The organism is Bradyrhizobium sp. (assembly GCF_028868675.1).
In the GTDB taxonomy this organism is placed as follows: domain Bacteria; phylum Pseudomonadota; class Alphaproteobacteria; order Rhizobiales; family Xanthobacteraceae; genus Bradyrhizobium.
The window spans coordinates 1-15,071 of the sequence record NZ_JAGWUA010000117.1; the positions used below are offsets into that span (position 1 = coordinate 1).

Below are 15,071 nucleotides of genomic sequence, written 5' to 3' on the forward strand. Positions count from 1 at the left end.
CCTCCGACGTCGATACCGACCTTGAGCCTCATGGCCTCTGACCCTCCAGTATCCTTTCGGGCGGCGGCGCCGCTTCGGCCCGCACTCTTTCCTTGATCACCTTGCCGAGCGCGTTACGCGGCAACGCCGCGGCAAACACGATCTCGCGCGGATGCTTGTAGCGGGCGACGCGTCCTTCGAGGCGAGCCAGGACGTCAGCCGCGGTCAATTTCTCGCCCGGGGCCGGAACGATCATCGCGACGATCATTTCGCCCCAGCGTGAATTCGGCCGGCCGAAGACGCACACTTCGGAAATTGCGGGCCATTCGAGCAGGACATTCTCGATCTCGGCGGGATAGACGTTCTCGCCGCCGGAAATGATCATGTCGTTCTTGCGCGAGACGACGAACAGATAGCCATCTTCGTCGAAATGGCCGACGTCGCCCGTCCGATACCAGCCGTCCTTCAGGCTTGCCGACGTCGCCTCGGGCGCGTTGAGGTATTCACGCATGAGGTTCGGACCGCGCACGAGAATTTCGCCGTCCTCACCCCGGCTGACGTCTCGGCCGTCGGCATCCACGATCCTCAGGTCGCAATGCAGCGCCGGAAGCCCGGCGGCCCCCAACTTTCGCTCGGCGGAGTCCGCGCGCTGGTAGGCCGCTATGGGGCACGTCTCGGTCGACCCATAGACCTGGATCAGTCGCAGGCCGCGTTCGTGCACCTTCTGCACGAACGAGGCCGGGATGATCGTCGATCCCGTCGTCACCACGCGCAGGCTCGACAGGTCCGCCTGCTGCCATCGCGGACACGCCATCATCGCCATCAACTGCGCCGGCACGAGGACCGTCAGCGTGATCCGCTCCTTCTCGATGGCATCAATTGCGTCGTCCGGATCGAACTTGGGGTGCAACGTCACGCTGGCACCCGCATACAGGGCCGGGGTCGTGAGAATGTTCAGCCCTCCGACATGGAACAGCGGAAGGGTGGTCAGCACCCGATCGGCACTGGTGAGATCGTGCATGTGCACGCTGTTGATCGCGTTCCAGAACAAGGACGCGTGCGTGTGCACGACGCCCTTCGGCGCGCCCGTCGACCCGGACGTGTAGCAGAGCAGGACCGGCGTATTGTCGGCGTCGGGGGGATCCGGAAGCGCCGCCGGCGAGGCGTGCACGTCGTTCCAGGACAGCCAACCGGCGGCAGGCCCCCCGAGCGTCGTCCAGTGGGTCGCTTCGAAGGTCGCGCGCAGGGGCGCGGCATGAGAGACGAATTGGTCCGCGACGACCGCAACGCGCGGCCGGCAGTCTTGCAACATGCGCTCGTGCTCCAGCGCGGTGAGGCGCCAGTTCAACGGCGCCACCGACGCGCCGAGACGTCCGCAGGCGAACAGCAGCTCCAGCAGCTGCGGTCCGTTGAGACCGAGATAGACTACGACATCGCCGGACATCACTCCCAGCGCGACGAGCTTGCGCGCCGCATTTTCGACCTCGGCGGCCAGCGACTGATAGCTGATCGACGATCCGGCGAAGCGAAGCGCCGCACCACCGGGCGCGAATTTCGCGTGCTTGTCGATCCAGCGTGAAATGTTCATGGCCCCTGGCCGCGGTCATCGACGTGCAACACCACTGCCATGGCCGAGTCGCCGGCAGCACAACCCGTAAACAGTCCCCACCCCCCGCCGCGCGCAACGAGCTCCTCGATCAATTCGATGATGCTCCGCGTTCCCATCGGCGCCTGCGGATGACCCCATACCAGCGAGCAGCCGTAGTTGTTGAACTTGTCGACGGGCACTCCCGTGTCCCGCGAAAACAATACGTCGTTGATTGCGAACGGATTGTGCGTCTTGATGGCGTCGATGTCGGAGAAGCTCTTGCCTGCGACGGCCAGCGCCTTGCGCGCGGCCGGGACGGGCGCCTCCGGCATGTGGGCAAGCGCCGCGCGGGCCGTGCCGAAACCATGCAGGGTGATTCTGATGTTGCTGTCGGCGCTGAGCTCCCGGGCGCGATCGGGCTTCGCAACGACGATCGCTGCATTTCCATCGGCAGGATGCGTCTGGCCGCCGAAGGTCACGCTGCCGCCTTCGAGGACCGGCTTGAGTTTGGCGAGACCTTCCGGCGTCGAGAAATTCACACCCTCGTCGCCGTCGAGGGAGGTCACCGTCTTGCGGTATGCCGGGTCGGGAACCTGGAACGGCAGGGTCATGAAGCGCCTGAGGAACGCACTATCATCGGCGAGCGCCTGCCGGTATTGCGCCTCGCGTACCAGAACCGCTTCGTGCTGCTCGGACGTCGCGATCTGGTGCTTCATCGCGACGTTCTCGGCAGTGCGGATCATCGCGTGCCGGCCGAGCGGATCGAAATTGAAATTGTCCATGACCCAGTCTTCCGCCGCGCCCGTACCGCCGGGAGCGCGCGGATTGGGGTAGTAGACATGCGGGCCATTCGACGTGCGATCGCAGTTGACGGCGATGGAGACCGATGAAAGACCGGCGTCCACCTCCTCGACGGCGGCCAGCAGCGTGCGGACGCCCGTTGCGCATGCCTGCATGATCGCCGGCCCGGCGACGCCCTTCAGTCCGGCGAGCCCTGCCAGCCACGGCAACCCGTAGAACGAGTGCTTCTGCGGCACGCTGATCCCGAGCACGCCGTGATCGATCGATTCGGCCAATCCCTCACGCTTGGCGAACTCGGCCTTCGCAACGTGCGCGGCGAACTCGATCGAATTCAGATTGGCGAACGAGCCCTGCCAGCGCGCAAAGGGCGTGCTCCAGTAGGCGCGAAACGGGATCTCGGCGCTATAGGCCATTTGCGCCGCTCTCCGGCGTGGCCTTGGCGATCTCCGCGTGCAATATCCGGCGCGCCTGCTCGAGATGCGCGCGCATCGCCTTGGCCGCAGCTTCTCCGTCGCCGGCTGCCAGCGCGCTCGTCACCGCACGCAATCCCTTGATGACGATGGCGCGCGTCGAGGCGTCACCGAGCGTGATCGCGCGCAGGAAGCGGACGTGATCGGAATATTGTTCGATGACGCGCAGCAACCGTGCATTGGTCTCGAGTTTGAGCCATGCGTCGCGGAAGCGATAATTCGCTTCCATGAAGGCGTTGGCATCGCCGGCTTCGTCTGCGACGACCATATTGGCAAGCTCGGCGCGGAACGGCTGCAGCTGGCCGCGCCCGGAAATGCGGCTTGCGGCCTTCCGCAAGACTTCCGGCTCGACCATCAGGCGAAGCTCGTAAATGTCCTCCACGTCCTGGGCCGAAAGGCGCGGCACGACGTAGTAGCGCCCCTCCGCCTGGATCAGCCCTTCGCTGGCCAGCCGGGCCAAGACCTCGCGGACAGGGGTGCGCGACACGCCGAGATCGGCCGCGATCGTCACTTCCTGCAAGAGCTGGCCGCTTTTCAGCCGACCGGAACGGATCGAATCTCGCAGCGTCGCATAGACCTGATCGCCGAGCGTGGGTGAGCGCTTGATCGTCGTGAGCGTCGTGGCCATGCTGGACTTTTCCATGTAGACGGCGCCCTGTATACGGGATACATTGAACATCTGTCTAGTCCGTTTTTGCAGGTCTGAACAGGATGACGTCAGATCCACTCGGCAGGAGGGCCGCTGAAATCGGCTCCGCGGTCGGCCGCTCCGCCCTTTGCCGTGGAGCGGCGGAGTGAGTTGGGTGTTGGAAATCGCTGCGAAGGGACACGCAGGGCTTGCAGCGCAGTCGCATGACTGGTTTCAGCGCGACGCCCTGCATAGCCTGCTGCCGCTCCCCGGCATCCTTCACGCCGATATCTATTTGCCGACGGCCGGCGGGGCCGATCCCTTCGTCGTCCCCGCGGCAGGCCCACTGATCGCCGCAATCGTGCACGTTCGAACGGAAGGCGACTTGCGCACGGCCATCGCGAGCGTCGCATTCGAGCGTTGGCTGGCGCAGAGGCCGGCTGGATTGACCCTCACAGCGACGCCGATGAGCGGAAACGCTTATGCCGTTGATGGGCCTCGGGCCGAGTTGCGCCGAACTGCCTATCGATATGTAGTGCGCTATCACGGATCCAGAGAAGCGGCAGCGAGCTTCGCCGATCATTACGAGCGCACCCACCCACCTCTCCTGGCAAAGCTGCCTCGCATCCGTGCAATCGAATGCTACCGTCCACTGGGCGCACTGCGCGCGCCGCATTGCGAACCTGCGGACTACCTCATCGGGAACGAGGTCGAGTTCGACAGCGCCGAGGATTTCAACGCGGCCATGATTTCCCCTGCCCGGGTTGCGTTGCGTGCCGATTTCGATGCGCTGCCAAGGGTGTTTCGCGGCCATACGCACTTTGCAATGCGGCGGGAGCGCCATCATGCATTGTCCTGAGCGAAAGCCTGGCGGCACTGCGCGTTTCGCAAACCGGCGAGCGAACTAATGGATTTCGAGCTTCTCGACGAACAGGCGCGGATCCAGGAGACCTTTGCACGGTTCTGCGACGAGCAGATCATACCAAAGGCGGCCGCAATCGACGAGGCCCACGCGTTCCCGCGCGAATTGTTCGACAAGCTTGGCGCGCTCGGATTCTTCGGCATGCGCTATCCCGCCGCCGTCGGGGGATCCGATCTCGATCTGGTCTCGCTTTGTATAGCACTCGAGGAAATCGCGCGCGGTTCGATGTCGCTGGCCGGCTGCGCGACCATGCAGTCGCTGATGGGCACCAAGTTCCTCGAGATGCTTGGCGGCGCCGACATCCGTGAACGCTTGCTGATTCCGGCGTTGCGCGGCGAGAAGATCGGATGCATCTGCATGACCGAGCCCGACGCGGGCAGCGACCTTGCCGGCATCGCCACATCGGCACGCAAGGTCGAAGGCGGCTATCGCCTGAAGGGCCGGAAGATCTGGGTCACCTCGGCGCCCGTTGCGGATTTCTTCACGGTCTTTGCGCGAGCGGGCGAGGCGCACAAACTCACGATCTTCCTCGTCGAGCGCAATTTCGAGGGCCTGATCGTAGGCAAGGCCATCCCCAAGATGGGCGTGTGGGCCTTGCCGACGTCGGAGCTCGCCCTCGACGACTGCTTCGTGCCGGACAGCCACCGGCTCAGCCACGAAGAAGGCGACGGCGAGGCCCACCTACGCAAGCTTCTGGCCGAAGTCCGCATCGTCACCGGTGCGCTGGCGCTCGGCGGCGCGCGCGGCGCGCTCGAGGAGGCGGTCCGCTACTCGGCCGAGCGAAAACAGTTCGGCAAGCCGATCAACTCCTTCCAGGCCGTGCAGATCAAGCTCGCGGAAATGGCGACCGATCTAGAGGCGGCGCGTCGCCTCGTTCATTACGCCGCCTGGCTCAAGGATGCCGGCAAGCCGCACCACCGCGAGGCCGCCATGGCCAAGCTCTTCGCCTCGGAAGCCGCGTTGCAGATATGCGACAAGGCCGCGCGCATCCTGGCGTCCTACGGCTACAGCATGGAGTTTCCGGTCCAGCGCCATCTGCGCGACATACGCTTCACGCTGATTGGCGGCGGCACCAGCGATATTCTCAAACTCATCATCGCGAAGGAAGTGGCGCGTGCCTGATCATCAAGTCAAAGTACTGGTGGCCAAACCCGGACTGGACGGTCACGACGTCGGAGCGAAAGTCGTCGTGCATGCACTGATCGATGCCGGCTTCGACGTGGTGTACACCGGCCTGCGCCAGACACCCGAGGCGATCGTCGACACGGCGATCAAGCAGCACGCCGACGTCATCGGTCTATCCGTCCTTTCCGGCGCCCATCTGCCGCTGTGCCGACGCGTGCGCGACCTGATGATGGAGAAGGGCCTGCACGACAAGCTGTGGCTGGTCGGCGGCAATATTCCCGAGAACGATCGCATGGTGCTGCGCCAGCTCGGCTTCAGGGGCGTATTTCCGACCGGGTCCCACACCGGAGACATTGTCTCCTTCATCCGGGAGAACGTGAAGTGAACGACCAATCGAAGCTGGCGAGCAAGATGAGGCCGGTCATCAACGAATCCGGCATCGAGATCAAGCCGCTCTACACGGCGGAGGACGTGGTCGCGAGTGGCGGTGTCGACGACAGTCTGCCGGGCAATGCGCCATTCACGCGCGGCATTCATTCGCTGATGTATCGTCACCGCCCGTTCACCATGCGCCAATACACCGGCTTCGCCAATGCCGCCGATACGAACGAGCGCTTCAAATACCTCATTGCCAACGGCCAGACGGGCCTCAACGTCGCCTTCGACCTGGCGACGCAGTGCGGGTATGACTCGGACGCACCCGAAGCCGCCGGCGAGGTCGGGCGTGTCGGCATGGCGATCGACACCCTGCGCGATTTCGAAATCGCCTTCGACGGCATCGATCTCGACGCCATCACCGTATCGCTGACGATCAACGGGGCGGCAGCAAGCCTCATCGCCATGTTTCTCGCCATGGCCGAGAAGCGCGGCTACGATCTTTCGAAGCTGCGCGGCACCGCGCAGAACGACATATTGAAGGAGTTCATCGGCCGCGGCACCTGGATCTACCCGGTCGAGCCATCCGTCAAGCTCGTCGCCGACACCATCGAATATTGCGCGAAGGTCACGCCGAAATACAGTCCCGTGAGCGTCTGCGGGTATCACATCCGCGAATCCGGCGCGAGCCCGGCCGAGGAAATGGGGTACGCCTTCGCCATCGCCAAGGCCTATACCGACATGGCGCTGGCCCGCGGCCTCGATATCGACGAATTCGCCGGGCGGCTGTCGTTCAACTTCAACATCTTCGGCAACCTGTTCGAGCAGGTCGCCAAGTTCCGCGCCGGACGCAGGCGATGGTCGAAGATCATTCTCGACGAGTACGGCGCCAGGCGGCCCGAATCGGGCTGGATGCGGATGATCGCCGGGGGCGGCGGCTTCGGGCTGACGATCGAGCAACCCGAGAACAACATCATGCGAGGGGCCTACTATGCGCTCGCGGCCGCGCTCGGCGGCGCGCAAACCATGGCCCTGTGCTGCTACGACGAGGCCTACACGATCCCGACGCCGAGAGCGCAGCGCCTTTCACTGCGTACGATGCAGATGCTGACAGAGGAAGTCGGTCTCGCCGACACGGTCGATCCGCTCGGCGGCTCCTACTACGTCGAGACCCTGACGAACCAGACCGAGCAGAAGATCACGGAGGCCATGCAATGGGTCGACGCCCAGGGCGGAATCGTCAGGGCCGTCAGCGACGGGGTGATCCAGGCAAGAGTGTCGGAGTATGCCTACCGGCGCCAGCGAGCGCTCGAAACCGGAGAACTGCGCAAGGTCGGCGTCAACTGCTACGAAGATTCGGATGAGGAGAAGCCGCAGGTCGACCTGCACGGTTACGACGAGGCCGGCGCCAGGCAGCAGATCGAGAACGTACGGAAAGTCCGCGCCGCGCGTAGCAACGAGGCCGTCGCGCGCGCTCTCAAGGCACTGCGCGCCGATGCCGAAGCGGGCCGCAACGTGATGCCGGCGCTGGTCGATGCCGTCAAGGTCTATGCGACGGTCGGCGAGATGAATGGCGCTCTTGTCGATGTCTATGGCCGCTTCCAGGAGCCCACGCAGCTGTGGCGTCGCGCGGGTTAGAGAGGCCGCATCGTGAGCTGACCCGCGCCGCATTCGACCGCAACGGAACTCGATCATGGCTCTGCAAAACCCACTCCTCCACAAGCCGACACGGGCGTTCCCGAAATCAATCGCCATCATCGGGGCCGGCACGATCGGGCCGGATATCGGCTACTACCTGAAGAGCGCCATCGACGACCTCACGCTGCATTTCGTGGACATCTCGCAAGACGCACTCGATCGCGCACGGCGGCGATTCGAGGACTATGCGCACAAGGCGGTCGTCCGGGGCAGAATGAGCAGGGAGCAGGCCGAAAGAGTTTGCGCCAATCTTTACACGACGTTGCGCTACGACGACATCGCCGGCGTCGACTGGGTGCTGGAGGCGGCAACGGAAGATGTTGCCGTCAAACACCGGATTCTCGCGCAGGTCGAAACGCTGGTCCGACCGGACGCAACCATCACCTCGAATACGAGCTCCCTGCCCGCTGCAACCATCTTCGCGAATTTGCGCCACAAGGCGCGAGCCACCGTGACCCATTTCTTTGCCCCGGCCTGGCGCAATCCAATCGTCGAGGTCATCGACTGGGAGTCGGCCGACCCGCTCCTCGCAAAGGACTTGAGCTGGTTCTTCTGCACCACGGGGAAGGTCCCGCTCGTCACCGCGGATGTCGCCTGCTTCATGCTCGATCGCATCTTCGACAATTGGTGCAACGAGGCCGGGCTCATGCTGGAGCAGGCGACTGCGGCGCAAATCGACACGGTCGCGTCCGAATTCGTGCATGCTGGCCCCTTCTTCGTTCTCAACATGGCGAACGGCAATCCGATCATCGTCGAGACGAATACGTTGCAGGCGAAGGCCGAAGGCGCTCACTACCAGCCGGCCAGGATCTTTGGATCCGTCGATCGCTGGAAAACCGTCGCGCCCGGTGAGCGCGTCGATGTCGACACGACCGTTGCCGCCGCAGTGCGTGATCGCCTGATCGGAATTCTCGCGTCCCAGTCCTTCGACATTCTCGATCGCAAGATCGGCGCCGCCGCCGATCTCGAACTGGGCTGCCGCCTCGCCCTCGGCTTCAGGCAGGGACCGCTCGATCTCCTTAGACGCATTGGCGAGAAGGAAGCGGCGCGCATCACGGCGCGCATGCACGCGGAGCGTCCCGGCATGCCCCGGTCGACCCGACCGACCGCTCAGTATCAGGATTTCCTGCGCAATCTGCTCGTCGACGAAGTGAGCGGCGTCAAGATCGTCACGATCCGCCGCCCCGAGGCGATGAATGCGCTGCACGACGAATTGACGGACGAGATTCTATCGGTGCTGCGCCACTACGAGTCCGACGCGGCGACGCGCGGATTCGTGATCGTCGGTTATGGGCCTCGCGCCTTTTGCGCTGGTGCCGACATTGGGCGTTTCCCGCGCATGCTCGGTCATGCCGATGAGGCCACGCAATATGCGCGCGACTGCTCGCGACTGCTGACCTACCTCGACCGGATGGAAAAGCCGGTCGTCGCAGCCCTCAACGGCATGGCGCTCGGCGGCGGTCTGGAACTCGCCTTGCGCTGCCATGCGATCGTGGCGATGAGTACCGTGTCGATGCAGTTTCCCGAAGTCACGCTGGGCATCGTTCCCGGGATCGGGGCCATGGTCGTTCCGTTCCGACGCTGGCCGGCCGCCGCCGACCATTTCGCCGGCATGCTGCGACAGGCCAGGAGGATGGATGCCGCCAGTGCACACAGGCTCGGCGTGGTCGACGCTCTGGCGCAGGACTACCCCGACCTCATTGCAAGAGCGATCGAACGCGTCAACGCGTTGATCGGCAGGCCACGCGCCAATTTGGACGCGCCCGTCGCCCTTCTGCCGCTGCCGCCGGCCACTCCCGTCGCAGCGAACAGCCAGCCCTTGAGCCGCGAGATCATCGCAATCATGGATCGGGCGATCGTGGAAGCCGCAGCAACGCCGTCATTCGATGACGCGCTCGAAGTCGGTTATCGCGCGTTCGGCGCGAGCGCCTGCGCCTCCGCGGCCCGCGAAGGAATCGAAGCGTTCCTCGCGCGGCGCGTGGCGGATTTTACGAAGACCGGCTGAAGCGCGTGAGCGCCGACCGATGGCACCGCAGGCCCGCCACTACGCCCGCAGCTAAGCGGGAATGACCGCCGTCGCCTCGATCTCGAGCTTGGCGCCGGCCTCGAACAATCCCGCGACCTGGACCAGCGTCATTGCAGGATAGTGCGGTCCGATGATGCTCCTGTAGACCTTGCCGACCTCCGCCAACCGATCCGTGTATTCCTTGTTGCTCGTGACGTACCAGGTCATGCGCGCGATGTGCTCCGGCTTTGCGCCACCCTCACTGAGCACGGCCACGATGTTCTTCAGCGCCTGCTCTGCCTGCTTGACGAAGTCGTCACTCTCGAACTCTTCGCGTTCGTTCCAGCCAACCTGACCGGCGACGAAGAGCAATTTTCCTTCGGCCAGAATGCCGTTGGCATAACCCTTGGGTCGGAGCCAACCCCTGGGTTGAACGATCGTATGCATGGTCTCTCCTGTTGGTACGCGTCTGAACGAAGATGAAAGCTAGGACGTCAGCAGTCGGGCGTCGGTTCGGCACGCTGCCGTCGCGCAGACACGCGCCGCGATGGCGATATCCTGAATCGCCATACCGGTCGGGTTCACGAAGATGCGCTCCCCGCCCTCGCGGCCGGCGATGCGTCCCGCAACGATATGACTGAGCTCGCCATAAAGCCTGTCCCGCCCGATTGCACCGGACCTGACGAGACGAGGGAACAGCATGTCCTCTTGGCTGTTCTGGACGAAATCGTCGGAGACCAGCTTGTCCGCGGACAGAATGGTCTCGGGCACGAAATCGTCGGAGCTCAGCGCGATGATCAGCCACCTGTCACCGAGCCACTCCGGCTGAACATGAGCCTTGGCGCCCGTCGTCGCCGCGATGACGACGTTGGCATCCGCGAGACAGTCCCTGGCCGATGGCGCAAGCTGGACCGGCACGTCGGTAAAGGGCGAGACTGCCTCGACGATCGCCTGCGCGCGATTTCCAACCGGATCGAAGATGAGCATGGAATCGATCGGGCGAGACCTGGTGATGAACAGGCTGATGACCGTCTCGTGAGCGATCGGCCCGGCCCCCAGGACTGCGATGCGAAGGTTCGCCTTGGCGGCGAGATGATCGACGCAAATCGACGCCGTCGCGGCGGCCCCCCTTGCAGAGATCGTCTTGCTGTCCACCACCGCCACCGGAACCCCGGTCGTGGTATCGAACAGCACGATGACGCCGGACGCCCGGGGAATTCCGCGCGTCAGATTGATAGGAAATCCCGTCGCGAGCTTGGCGCCCAACGCGTCGAAGCTGCCTCCGACGTAGGCCGGCATCGCGGTCAGGTATCCGCGTTCATACTCCTCCGCAGCTCCGCCCGGCCGCACGAACGGTTTTGGCGGTTGGACGAAATCGTCGGCCGCATGAATCAGGAGCGCCTCCATGACGGTTTGATATGCAAAGCCGGCCGTCACGATCCGCGCCGCGATTTGATCGTTGATCCACACCATCTGCGGCACCGCCGGCGGGATACGGCGATTTGCGAGAATTTCGACGGACATGCTATTGCCCTCCCAGCCGTGCAACCGTGAGCCACTATCCTATGATCTCGCGCACGAGACCGTTCCCGCTCGCAACGCCCGCCTCCGGCGCTCTCCCGCCAGGCTGATCGGAACGTGGCGCATCCGGCTCCGGACGTTCGCGGTAGACGGCCATCAGCTCGCTCTTGCGCCGCTCGACCCTCGCACTCCCGGCGGCCCTCACGGCACCGTACCCTCGAATATCTTCGAACAGACCGGCGATCTCAACCGCCAGATGGTGATTGCCCGGGCCAAGATCGCGCATGAGTTCGCCGACCAGATCCTGGTACTCGACGATCAAGCGCCTTTCGCGCCGACGCTCGGCGGACCACCCGAAGACATCGAATGGCGTTCCCCGCAGGCCGCGCATCGCGGACAGCGCCGCCAGCACCGGGCGCATCCACGGTCCGAACGTCCACTTCCCTGGCCGGCCGTTGGCCCCGTTCCGCAGCGGCAGGAACCGCGGCGCGAAGTGGTAGCTGATCCTGTATGGTTCCGAAAATTGGGCGCGGAGGGAGCGATCGAACTCCCCATCCGTATAGAGACGGCCAATCTCGTATTCATCCTTGATCGCCATGAGACGAAAGAGGCTTCGCGCAACCGCGCGCGTGAACTGATCGCGATCGTTGCAGGCCACTTTTTCCGCAGCTTTCGCTTTGGCCACGACATCGCGGAACCGCTGCGCGTAGCTTTCGTCCTGATAGTCAACCAGAAAGGCGGCAAGTCGCTCGATCATGGCCTCGAGCGGCTCGTCATCGCGGTCGATCTGCGCGTCGGCAGACGTTCGAACCTCGGCGAGCGCCGTTCGCCGGCCGAGTTCGAAAGCGCGCTTGTTCGCCGGGACGTCCGCCCCGTTGAGCAGGATGGCCTCTTCGATCGCCTCTGCCGGCAGCGGCACGAAGCCCTTCTGAAACGCGTAGCCGAACATCAGCATGTTCGCGTAAATTGAATCGCCAAGCGAGCGCTCTGCCATTGCCGCGGCTTCGATGAATTCGCATCGATCATCGCCGGCCACGTCAAGCAGGCGCTGGCGGATCGGCATTGGCGCGAATACGGCGTCAGGATCGAGCCGCTGGCCGAATGTCGGCACGATGTCGGCATTGGCAATGACCTGAGTGCGGTCTCGTTCGATCTTCGCGAGCATCGCCGGAGCGGTCGCTGCGATTGCGTCACAGGCGAGCACCAGCGACGCTTTGCAGTCGGGGATGCGCGGCGAGGCAATTCTTTCGGGATGCGATGCGATGCGGATGTGGCTCGATACCGCTCCGCCCTTGCGCGCCATCCCCGTGTTGTCGAGGACGGAGCACGCCCTCCCGGCAAGATGCGCGGCCATGCCCGCCACCGCTCCGATGGTCATGACGCCCGTGCCGCCAACGCCGACGACGATCACATCCGCGTCTGAACCCAGCGGGGTCGGCGGAGGGAGCTCAGTCCGATCAACTTCGGCGACAGGACGCGCGCGCCGCACTTGTGCACCCTGCACAGTGACGAAGCTCGGACAAAATCCCTCGAGGCACGACAAGTCCACATTGCAGGAGGACTGGTCTATGCGCCGTTTGCGGCCGAGCTCGGTGTCGAGCGGAAGAATAGCGGCGCAATTGGAGACTTCGCCGCAATCGCCGCATCCTTCGCAGACGCGGGAGTTGATGAACGGCCGTACCTGAGGCGCCGGCACTTTGCCGCGCTTCACCAGTCGCCGCTTCTCCGTTGCACAAATCTGGTCGTAAACGATCGCAGAGACGCCCTGGACATTTCGCAATTCACGCTGGACGTTTTCATATTCGTTGCGATGATGGATCGAAACGCCGCGCGTCCGCGTCACGTCCCTTGCATAGCGCTTTCGTTCGGCAGATACGACCGCGATGCGCGCCACACCTTCCGCGGCAACTTGCCGAACGATATCTGCGACCCCGAGGCCGCCCTCGAGGGGCTGCCCTCCGGTCATTCCGGTGGCCTGATTGCAGAATATGCGAAAGGTCATGTTGCGTTTGGCGGCGACGGCCGCTCGAATGGCCAGGCTGCCGGAATGCACGAAGGTACCATCGCCGAGGTTCTGGAAGACATGGGTCTTGGGCGTGAAGGGCGCGATACCGAGCCACGAAGCGCCCTCGCCTCCCATTTGCGGCAAAATCATCGTCTGACTGTTCGGCATCCAGACTCGCAGCGAATGGCAACCGATACCGGCCATGGCAACGTCGCCTTCGAGAACGCGTGTCGATCGCGCGTGAGGACAGCCGGAGCAGAAATGCGGTGTCCGGCCCGTGATTGGCCCCTTCGGTCGCGCCTCGGCTCTGCGCTGTCGAAGCACGTGCAATCTGGTCGCGCTGCCCGGCGAGAGACCGAGCCGCGCAAGCCGGTCGCCGATCGCGAGGGCGACGGTTTCCGGAGAAAGTTCGCCCTCTTCAGGAAGCAGCATGCACATCGCTTCATCGCGCTTGCCGACAATCAGCGGACGCCGGTCGGCGGGCCAGTTGTACGCGATGTCCTTCAATTGCGGCTCGATCACCGCACGCCGTTCCTCCACGACCACGACCTCTTCGACGCCCTCGACGGCCTCGCGTATGCGCTCCCCCTCCAGCGGCCAAACCATCCCAACCTTGTAGACTGCAAGTCCGAGCGCATTCGCGGCATGCTCGTCGATGCCAAGTCCGTCAAGAGCCTGGCGAACATCGTTGTAGGCCTTGCCGGACGTCACGATGGTCATTCGACCGCCTGCGCGACCGAATGCGATGCGGTCCAGCCCATTGGCGCGTGCGAATGCGCGCGCGGCCGGCAGTCGCCATTTGAGCAAGCGGACGTCCTGGTCCCAGCGCTCGTCGGGCCATCTGGCGCCAAGGCCGTCCGGCGGCAATTCGAAGTCATCTGGCGTCGAGCAGCGGAACGAGCGCCCCGGCGCGGAAATTGACCCGGTGCATTCGATCGTATCGGCGACGGCCTTGATGCCGGTCCAGAGCCCCGAATAGCGGGAGAGGCTGAAGCCTATCAAGCCGAAGCGGATGACTTCCTCGAGGCTGGAAGGGCTGAGGACGGGTATGAGCGCCGAGATGAATGCATGATCGCATTGGTTCGGCAAAGAGGAGGATGCGGCACCCGGATCATCGCCGACGATGGCCAGGACGCCGCCGCGAGCCGCGGTTCCCACGGCGTTGGCGTGTTTGAGCGCATCCAAAGCCCGATCAAGCCCTGGATTTTTCGCGTACCAGATTCCAAACACGCCATCGCACCGACTGCCGAACAGTTCGACCTGTTGGCTGCCGCTGACGGCCGTCGCGGCTATCTCTTCGTTGAGGCCTGGCTCGAAATGAATGTCGTGGGTCTTCAATATCGCTGCGGCCTGCCAGAGCGCCGTGTCAACGCCGCCGAGCGGCGAGCCGCGATAGCCCGACAAGAACCCCGCTGTCCTGTATCCTTCATCGGCGTCACGCCGTCGCTGATCTATGGCGAGACGGGCGATCGCTTGCGCGCCCGAAAGAAAGATCGGCACGTCTTCCAGCAGGTATTTGTCGTCGAGCGAGATCGACCTCATGCGCCGGACATCCCATGGACAACACTCGCGGCGGGCAGTTCCCTGCACCATAGGCGCCGCCGAAGGGCTGGACGGGAACCAGCATATACGGTATACGGGATGCAGTCTACTGGAGGGTTCGTCTACGGCGTCAGAGCATCAGCGCGGGTGAAAGAATTTGCGTGCGATGCAACCACAACCGACGCCGGCGATCCGGCATGTGCTGCCCTTTTTGGCAGCGTCGGGAGCAATGAAGGTCTCAATGCGGTAAGAATATTCGGCCAGTCAGGGAGGGGTACGTATGAGCGACACCATCAAGTATCAACTCGACGAAACGCGCATTCCGAAAATCTGGTACAACATTCAGGCCGATCTTCCGAAGCCGCCGCCGCCCGTGCTGCACCCCGGCACCAAACAGCCGGTCGGTCCCGAC

11 protein-coding genes and 1 pseudogene are annotated in these 15,071 nt (G+C 64.0%); 6 read left to right on the forward strand and 6 right to left on the reverse strand.

Annotation, left to right across the window (positions count from 1 at the left end; genetic code table 11):
* Positions 1-28: 28 nt before the first annotated feature.
* Genes KGM94_RS15990 through KGM94_RS16000 form a run of 3 tightly spaced genes read right to left on the reverse strand, consistent with a single transcriptional unit; the run spans position 29 to position 3,565 of the window.
* A complete protein-coding gene (locus KGM94_RS15990; RefSeq protein WP_300260974.1) occupies positions 29-1,567 on the reverse strand; it encodes an AMP-binding protein in 1,539 nt (512 codons plus the stop codon).
* Positions 1,564-2,781: a thiolase family protein gene (locus tag KGM94_RS15995; protein ID WP_300260977.1), complete on the reverse strand. Its 1,218-nt coding sequence runs from the start codon at positions 2,779-2,781 to the stop codon at positions 1,564-1,566. Before KGM94_RS15995 ends, KGM94_RS15990 begins: the two co-directional genes overlap by 4 nt.
* A complete protein-coding gene (locus KGM94_RS16000; protein ID WP_300260980.1) occupies positions 2,771-3,565 on the reverse strand; it encodes a GntR family transcriptional regulator in 795 nt (264 codons plus the stop codon). The genes KGM94_RS15995 and KGM94_RS16000 overlap by 11 nt, the downstream gene beginning before the upstream one ends.
* Positions 3,566-3,632: 67 nt before the next feature.
* Between KGM94_RS16000 and KGM94_RS16005 the strand changes: the two genes are divergently transcribed.
* The 6 genes and pseudogenes from KGM94_RS16005 to KGM94_RS16030 all read left to right on the forward strand — a co-directional run bounded on the left by KGM94_RS16005 (position 3,633) and on the right by KGM94_RS16030 (position 9,591).
* Positions 3,633-4,325: an EthD family reductase gene (locus KGM94_RS16005; RefSeq protein WP_300260983.1), complete on the forward strand. Its 693-nt coding sequence runs from the start codon at positions 3,633-3,635 to the stop codon at positions 4,323-4,325.
* A 48-nt stretch (positions 4,326-4,373) separates the two neighbouring features.
* Positions 4,374-5,510: an acyl-CoA dehydrogenase family protein gene (locus KGM94_RS16010; protein WP_300260986.1), complete on the forward strand. Its 1,137-nt coding sequence runs from the start codon at positions 4,374-4,376 to the stop codon at positions 5,508-5,510.
* A complete protein-coding gene (locus KGM94_RS16015; RefSeq protein ID WP_300260989.1) occupies positions 5,503-5,898 on the forward strand; it encodes a cobalamin-dependent protein in 396 nt (131 codons plus the stop codon). Before KGM94_RS16010 ends, KGM94_RS16015 begins: the two co-directional genes overlap by 8 nt.
* Positions 5,895-7,526, forward strand: coding sequence for an acyl-CoA mutase large subunit family protein (locus KGM94_RS16020; RefSeq protein WP_300260992.1), 1,632 nt, complete (start codon positions 5,895-5,897; stop codon positions 7,524-7,526). The genes KGM94_RS16015 and KGM94_RS16020 overlap by 4 nt, the downstream gene beginning before the upstream one ends.
* A 55-nt stretch (positions 7,527-7,581) precedes the next feature.
* A pseudogene (locus tag KGM94_RS16025) lies at positions 7,582-8,115 on the forward strand (3-hydroxyacyl-CoA dehydrogenase family protein); the annotation flags it as partial.
* A gap of 117 nt (positions 8,116-8,232) precedes the next feature.
* Entirely contained in the window at positions 8,233-9,591 is a 1,359-nt protein-coding gene (locus KGM94_RS16030) for an enoyl-CoA hydratase/isomerase family protein (protein ID WP_300261000.1), read from the forward strand.
* 51 nt (positions 9,592-9,642) lie between these two features.
* Here the strand turns inward: KGM94_RS16030 and KGM94_RS16035 are convergent, their stop codons facing one another.
* From KGM94_RS16035 to KGM94_RS16045, 3 genes are read right to left on the reverse strand one after another with little or no spacing between them, the layout of a single operon-like run.
* Positions 9,643-10,038 carry a RidA family protein gene (locus tag KGM94_RS16035; RefSeq protein WP_300260995.1) on the reverse strand — a complete coding sequence of 132 codons (396 nt, stop codon included), beginning with the start codon at positions 10,036-10,038 and terminating at the stop codon, positions 9,643-9,645.
* Between the two features lie 39 nt (positions 10,039-10,077).
* Complete coding sequence (locus tag KGM94_RS16040) at positions 10,078-11,115, reverse strand: hypothetical protein (RefSeq protein ID WP_366526250.1); 1,038 nt, start codon at positions 11,113-11,115, stop codon at positions 10,078-10,080.
* Between the two features lie 34 nt (positions 11,116-11,149).
* Positions 11,150-14,659, reverse strand: a complete 3,510-nt coding sequence (locus KGM94_RS16045; protein WP_300260997.1) for an indolepyruvate ferredoxin oxidoreductase family protein — start codon at positions 14,657-14,659, stop codon at positions 11,150-11,152.
* Between the last annotated feature and the right edge of the window lie 412 nt (positions 14,660-15,071).

Excerpts from the sequence above, each read along its gene's own strand:
- KGM94_RS15990 (WP_300260974.1), bottom strand. The coding sequence starts at position 1,567 with ATGAACATTTCACGCTGGATCGACAAGCACGCGAAATTCGCGCCCGGT.
- KGM94_RS16010 (WP_300260986.1), top strand. The coding sequence starts at position 4,374 with ATGGATTTCGAGCTTCTCGACGAACAGGCGCGGATCCAGGAGACCTTT.
- KGM94_RS16035 (WP_300260995.1), bottom strand. The coding sequence starts at position 10,038 with ATGCATACGATCGTTCAACCCAGGGGTTGGCTCCGACCCAAGGGTTAT.
- KGM94_RS16030 (WP_300261000.1), top strand. The coding sequence starts at position 8,233 with ATGCTGGAGCAGGCGACTGCGGCGCAAATCGACACGGTCGCGTCCGAA.
- KGM94_RS15995 (WP_300260977.1), bottom strand. The coding sequence starts at position 2,781 with ATGGCCTATAGCGCCGAGATCCCGTTTCGCGCCTACTGGAGCACGCCC.
- KGM94_RS16040 (WP_366526250.1), bottom strand. The coding sequence starts at position 11,115 with ATGTCCGTCGAAATTCTCGCAAATCGCCGTATCCCGCCGGCGGTGCCG.
- KGM94_RS16045 (WP_300260997.1), bottom strand. The coding sequence starts at position 14,659 with ATGAGGTCGATCTCGCTCGACGACAAATACCTGCTGGAAGACGTGCCG.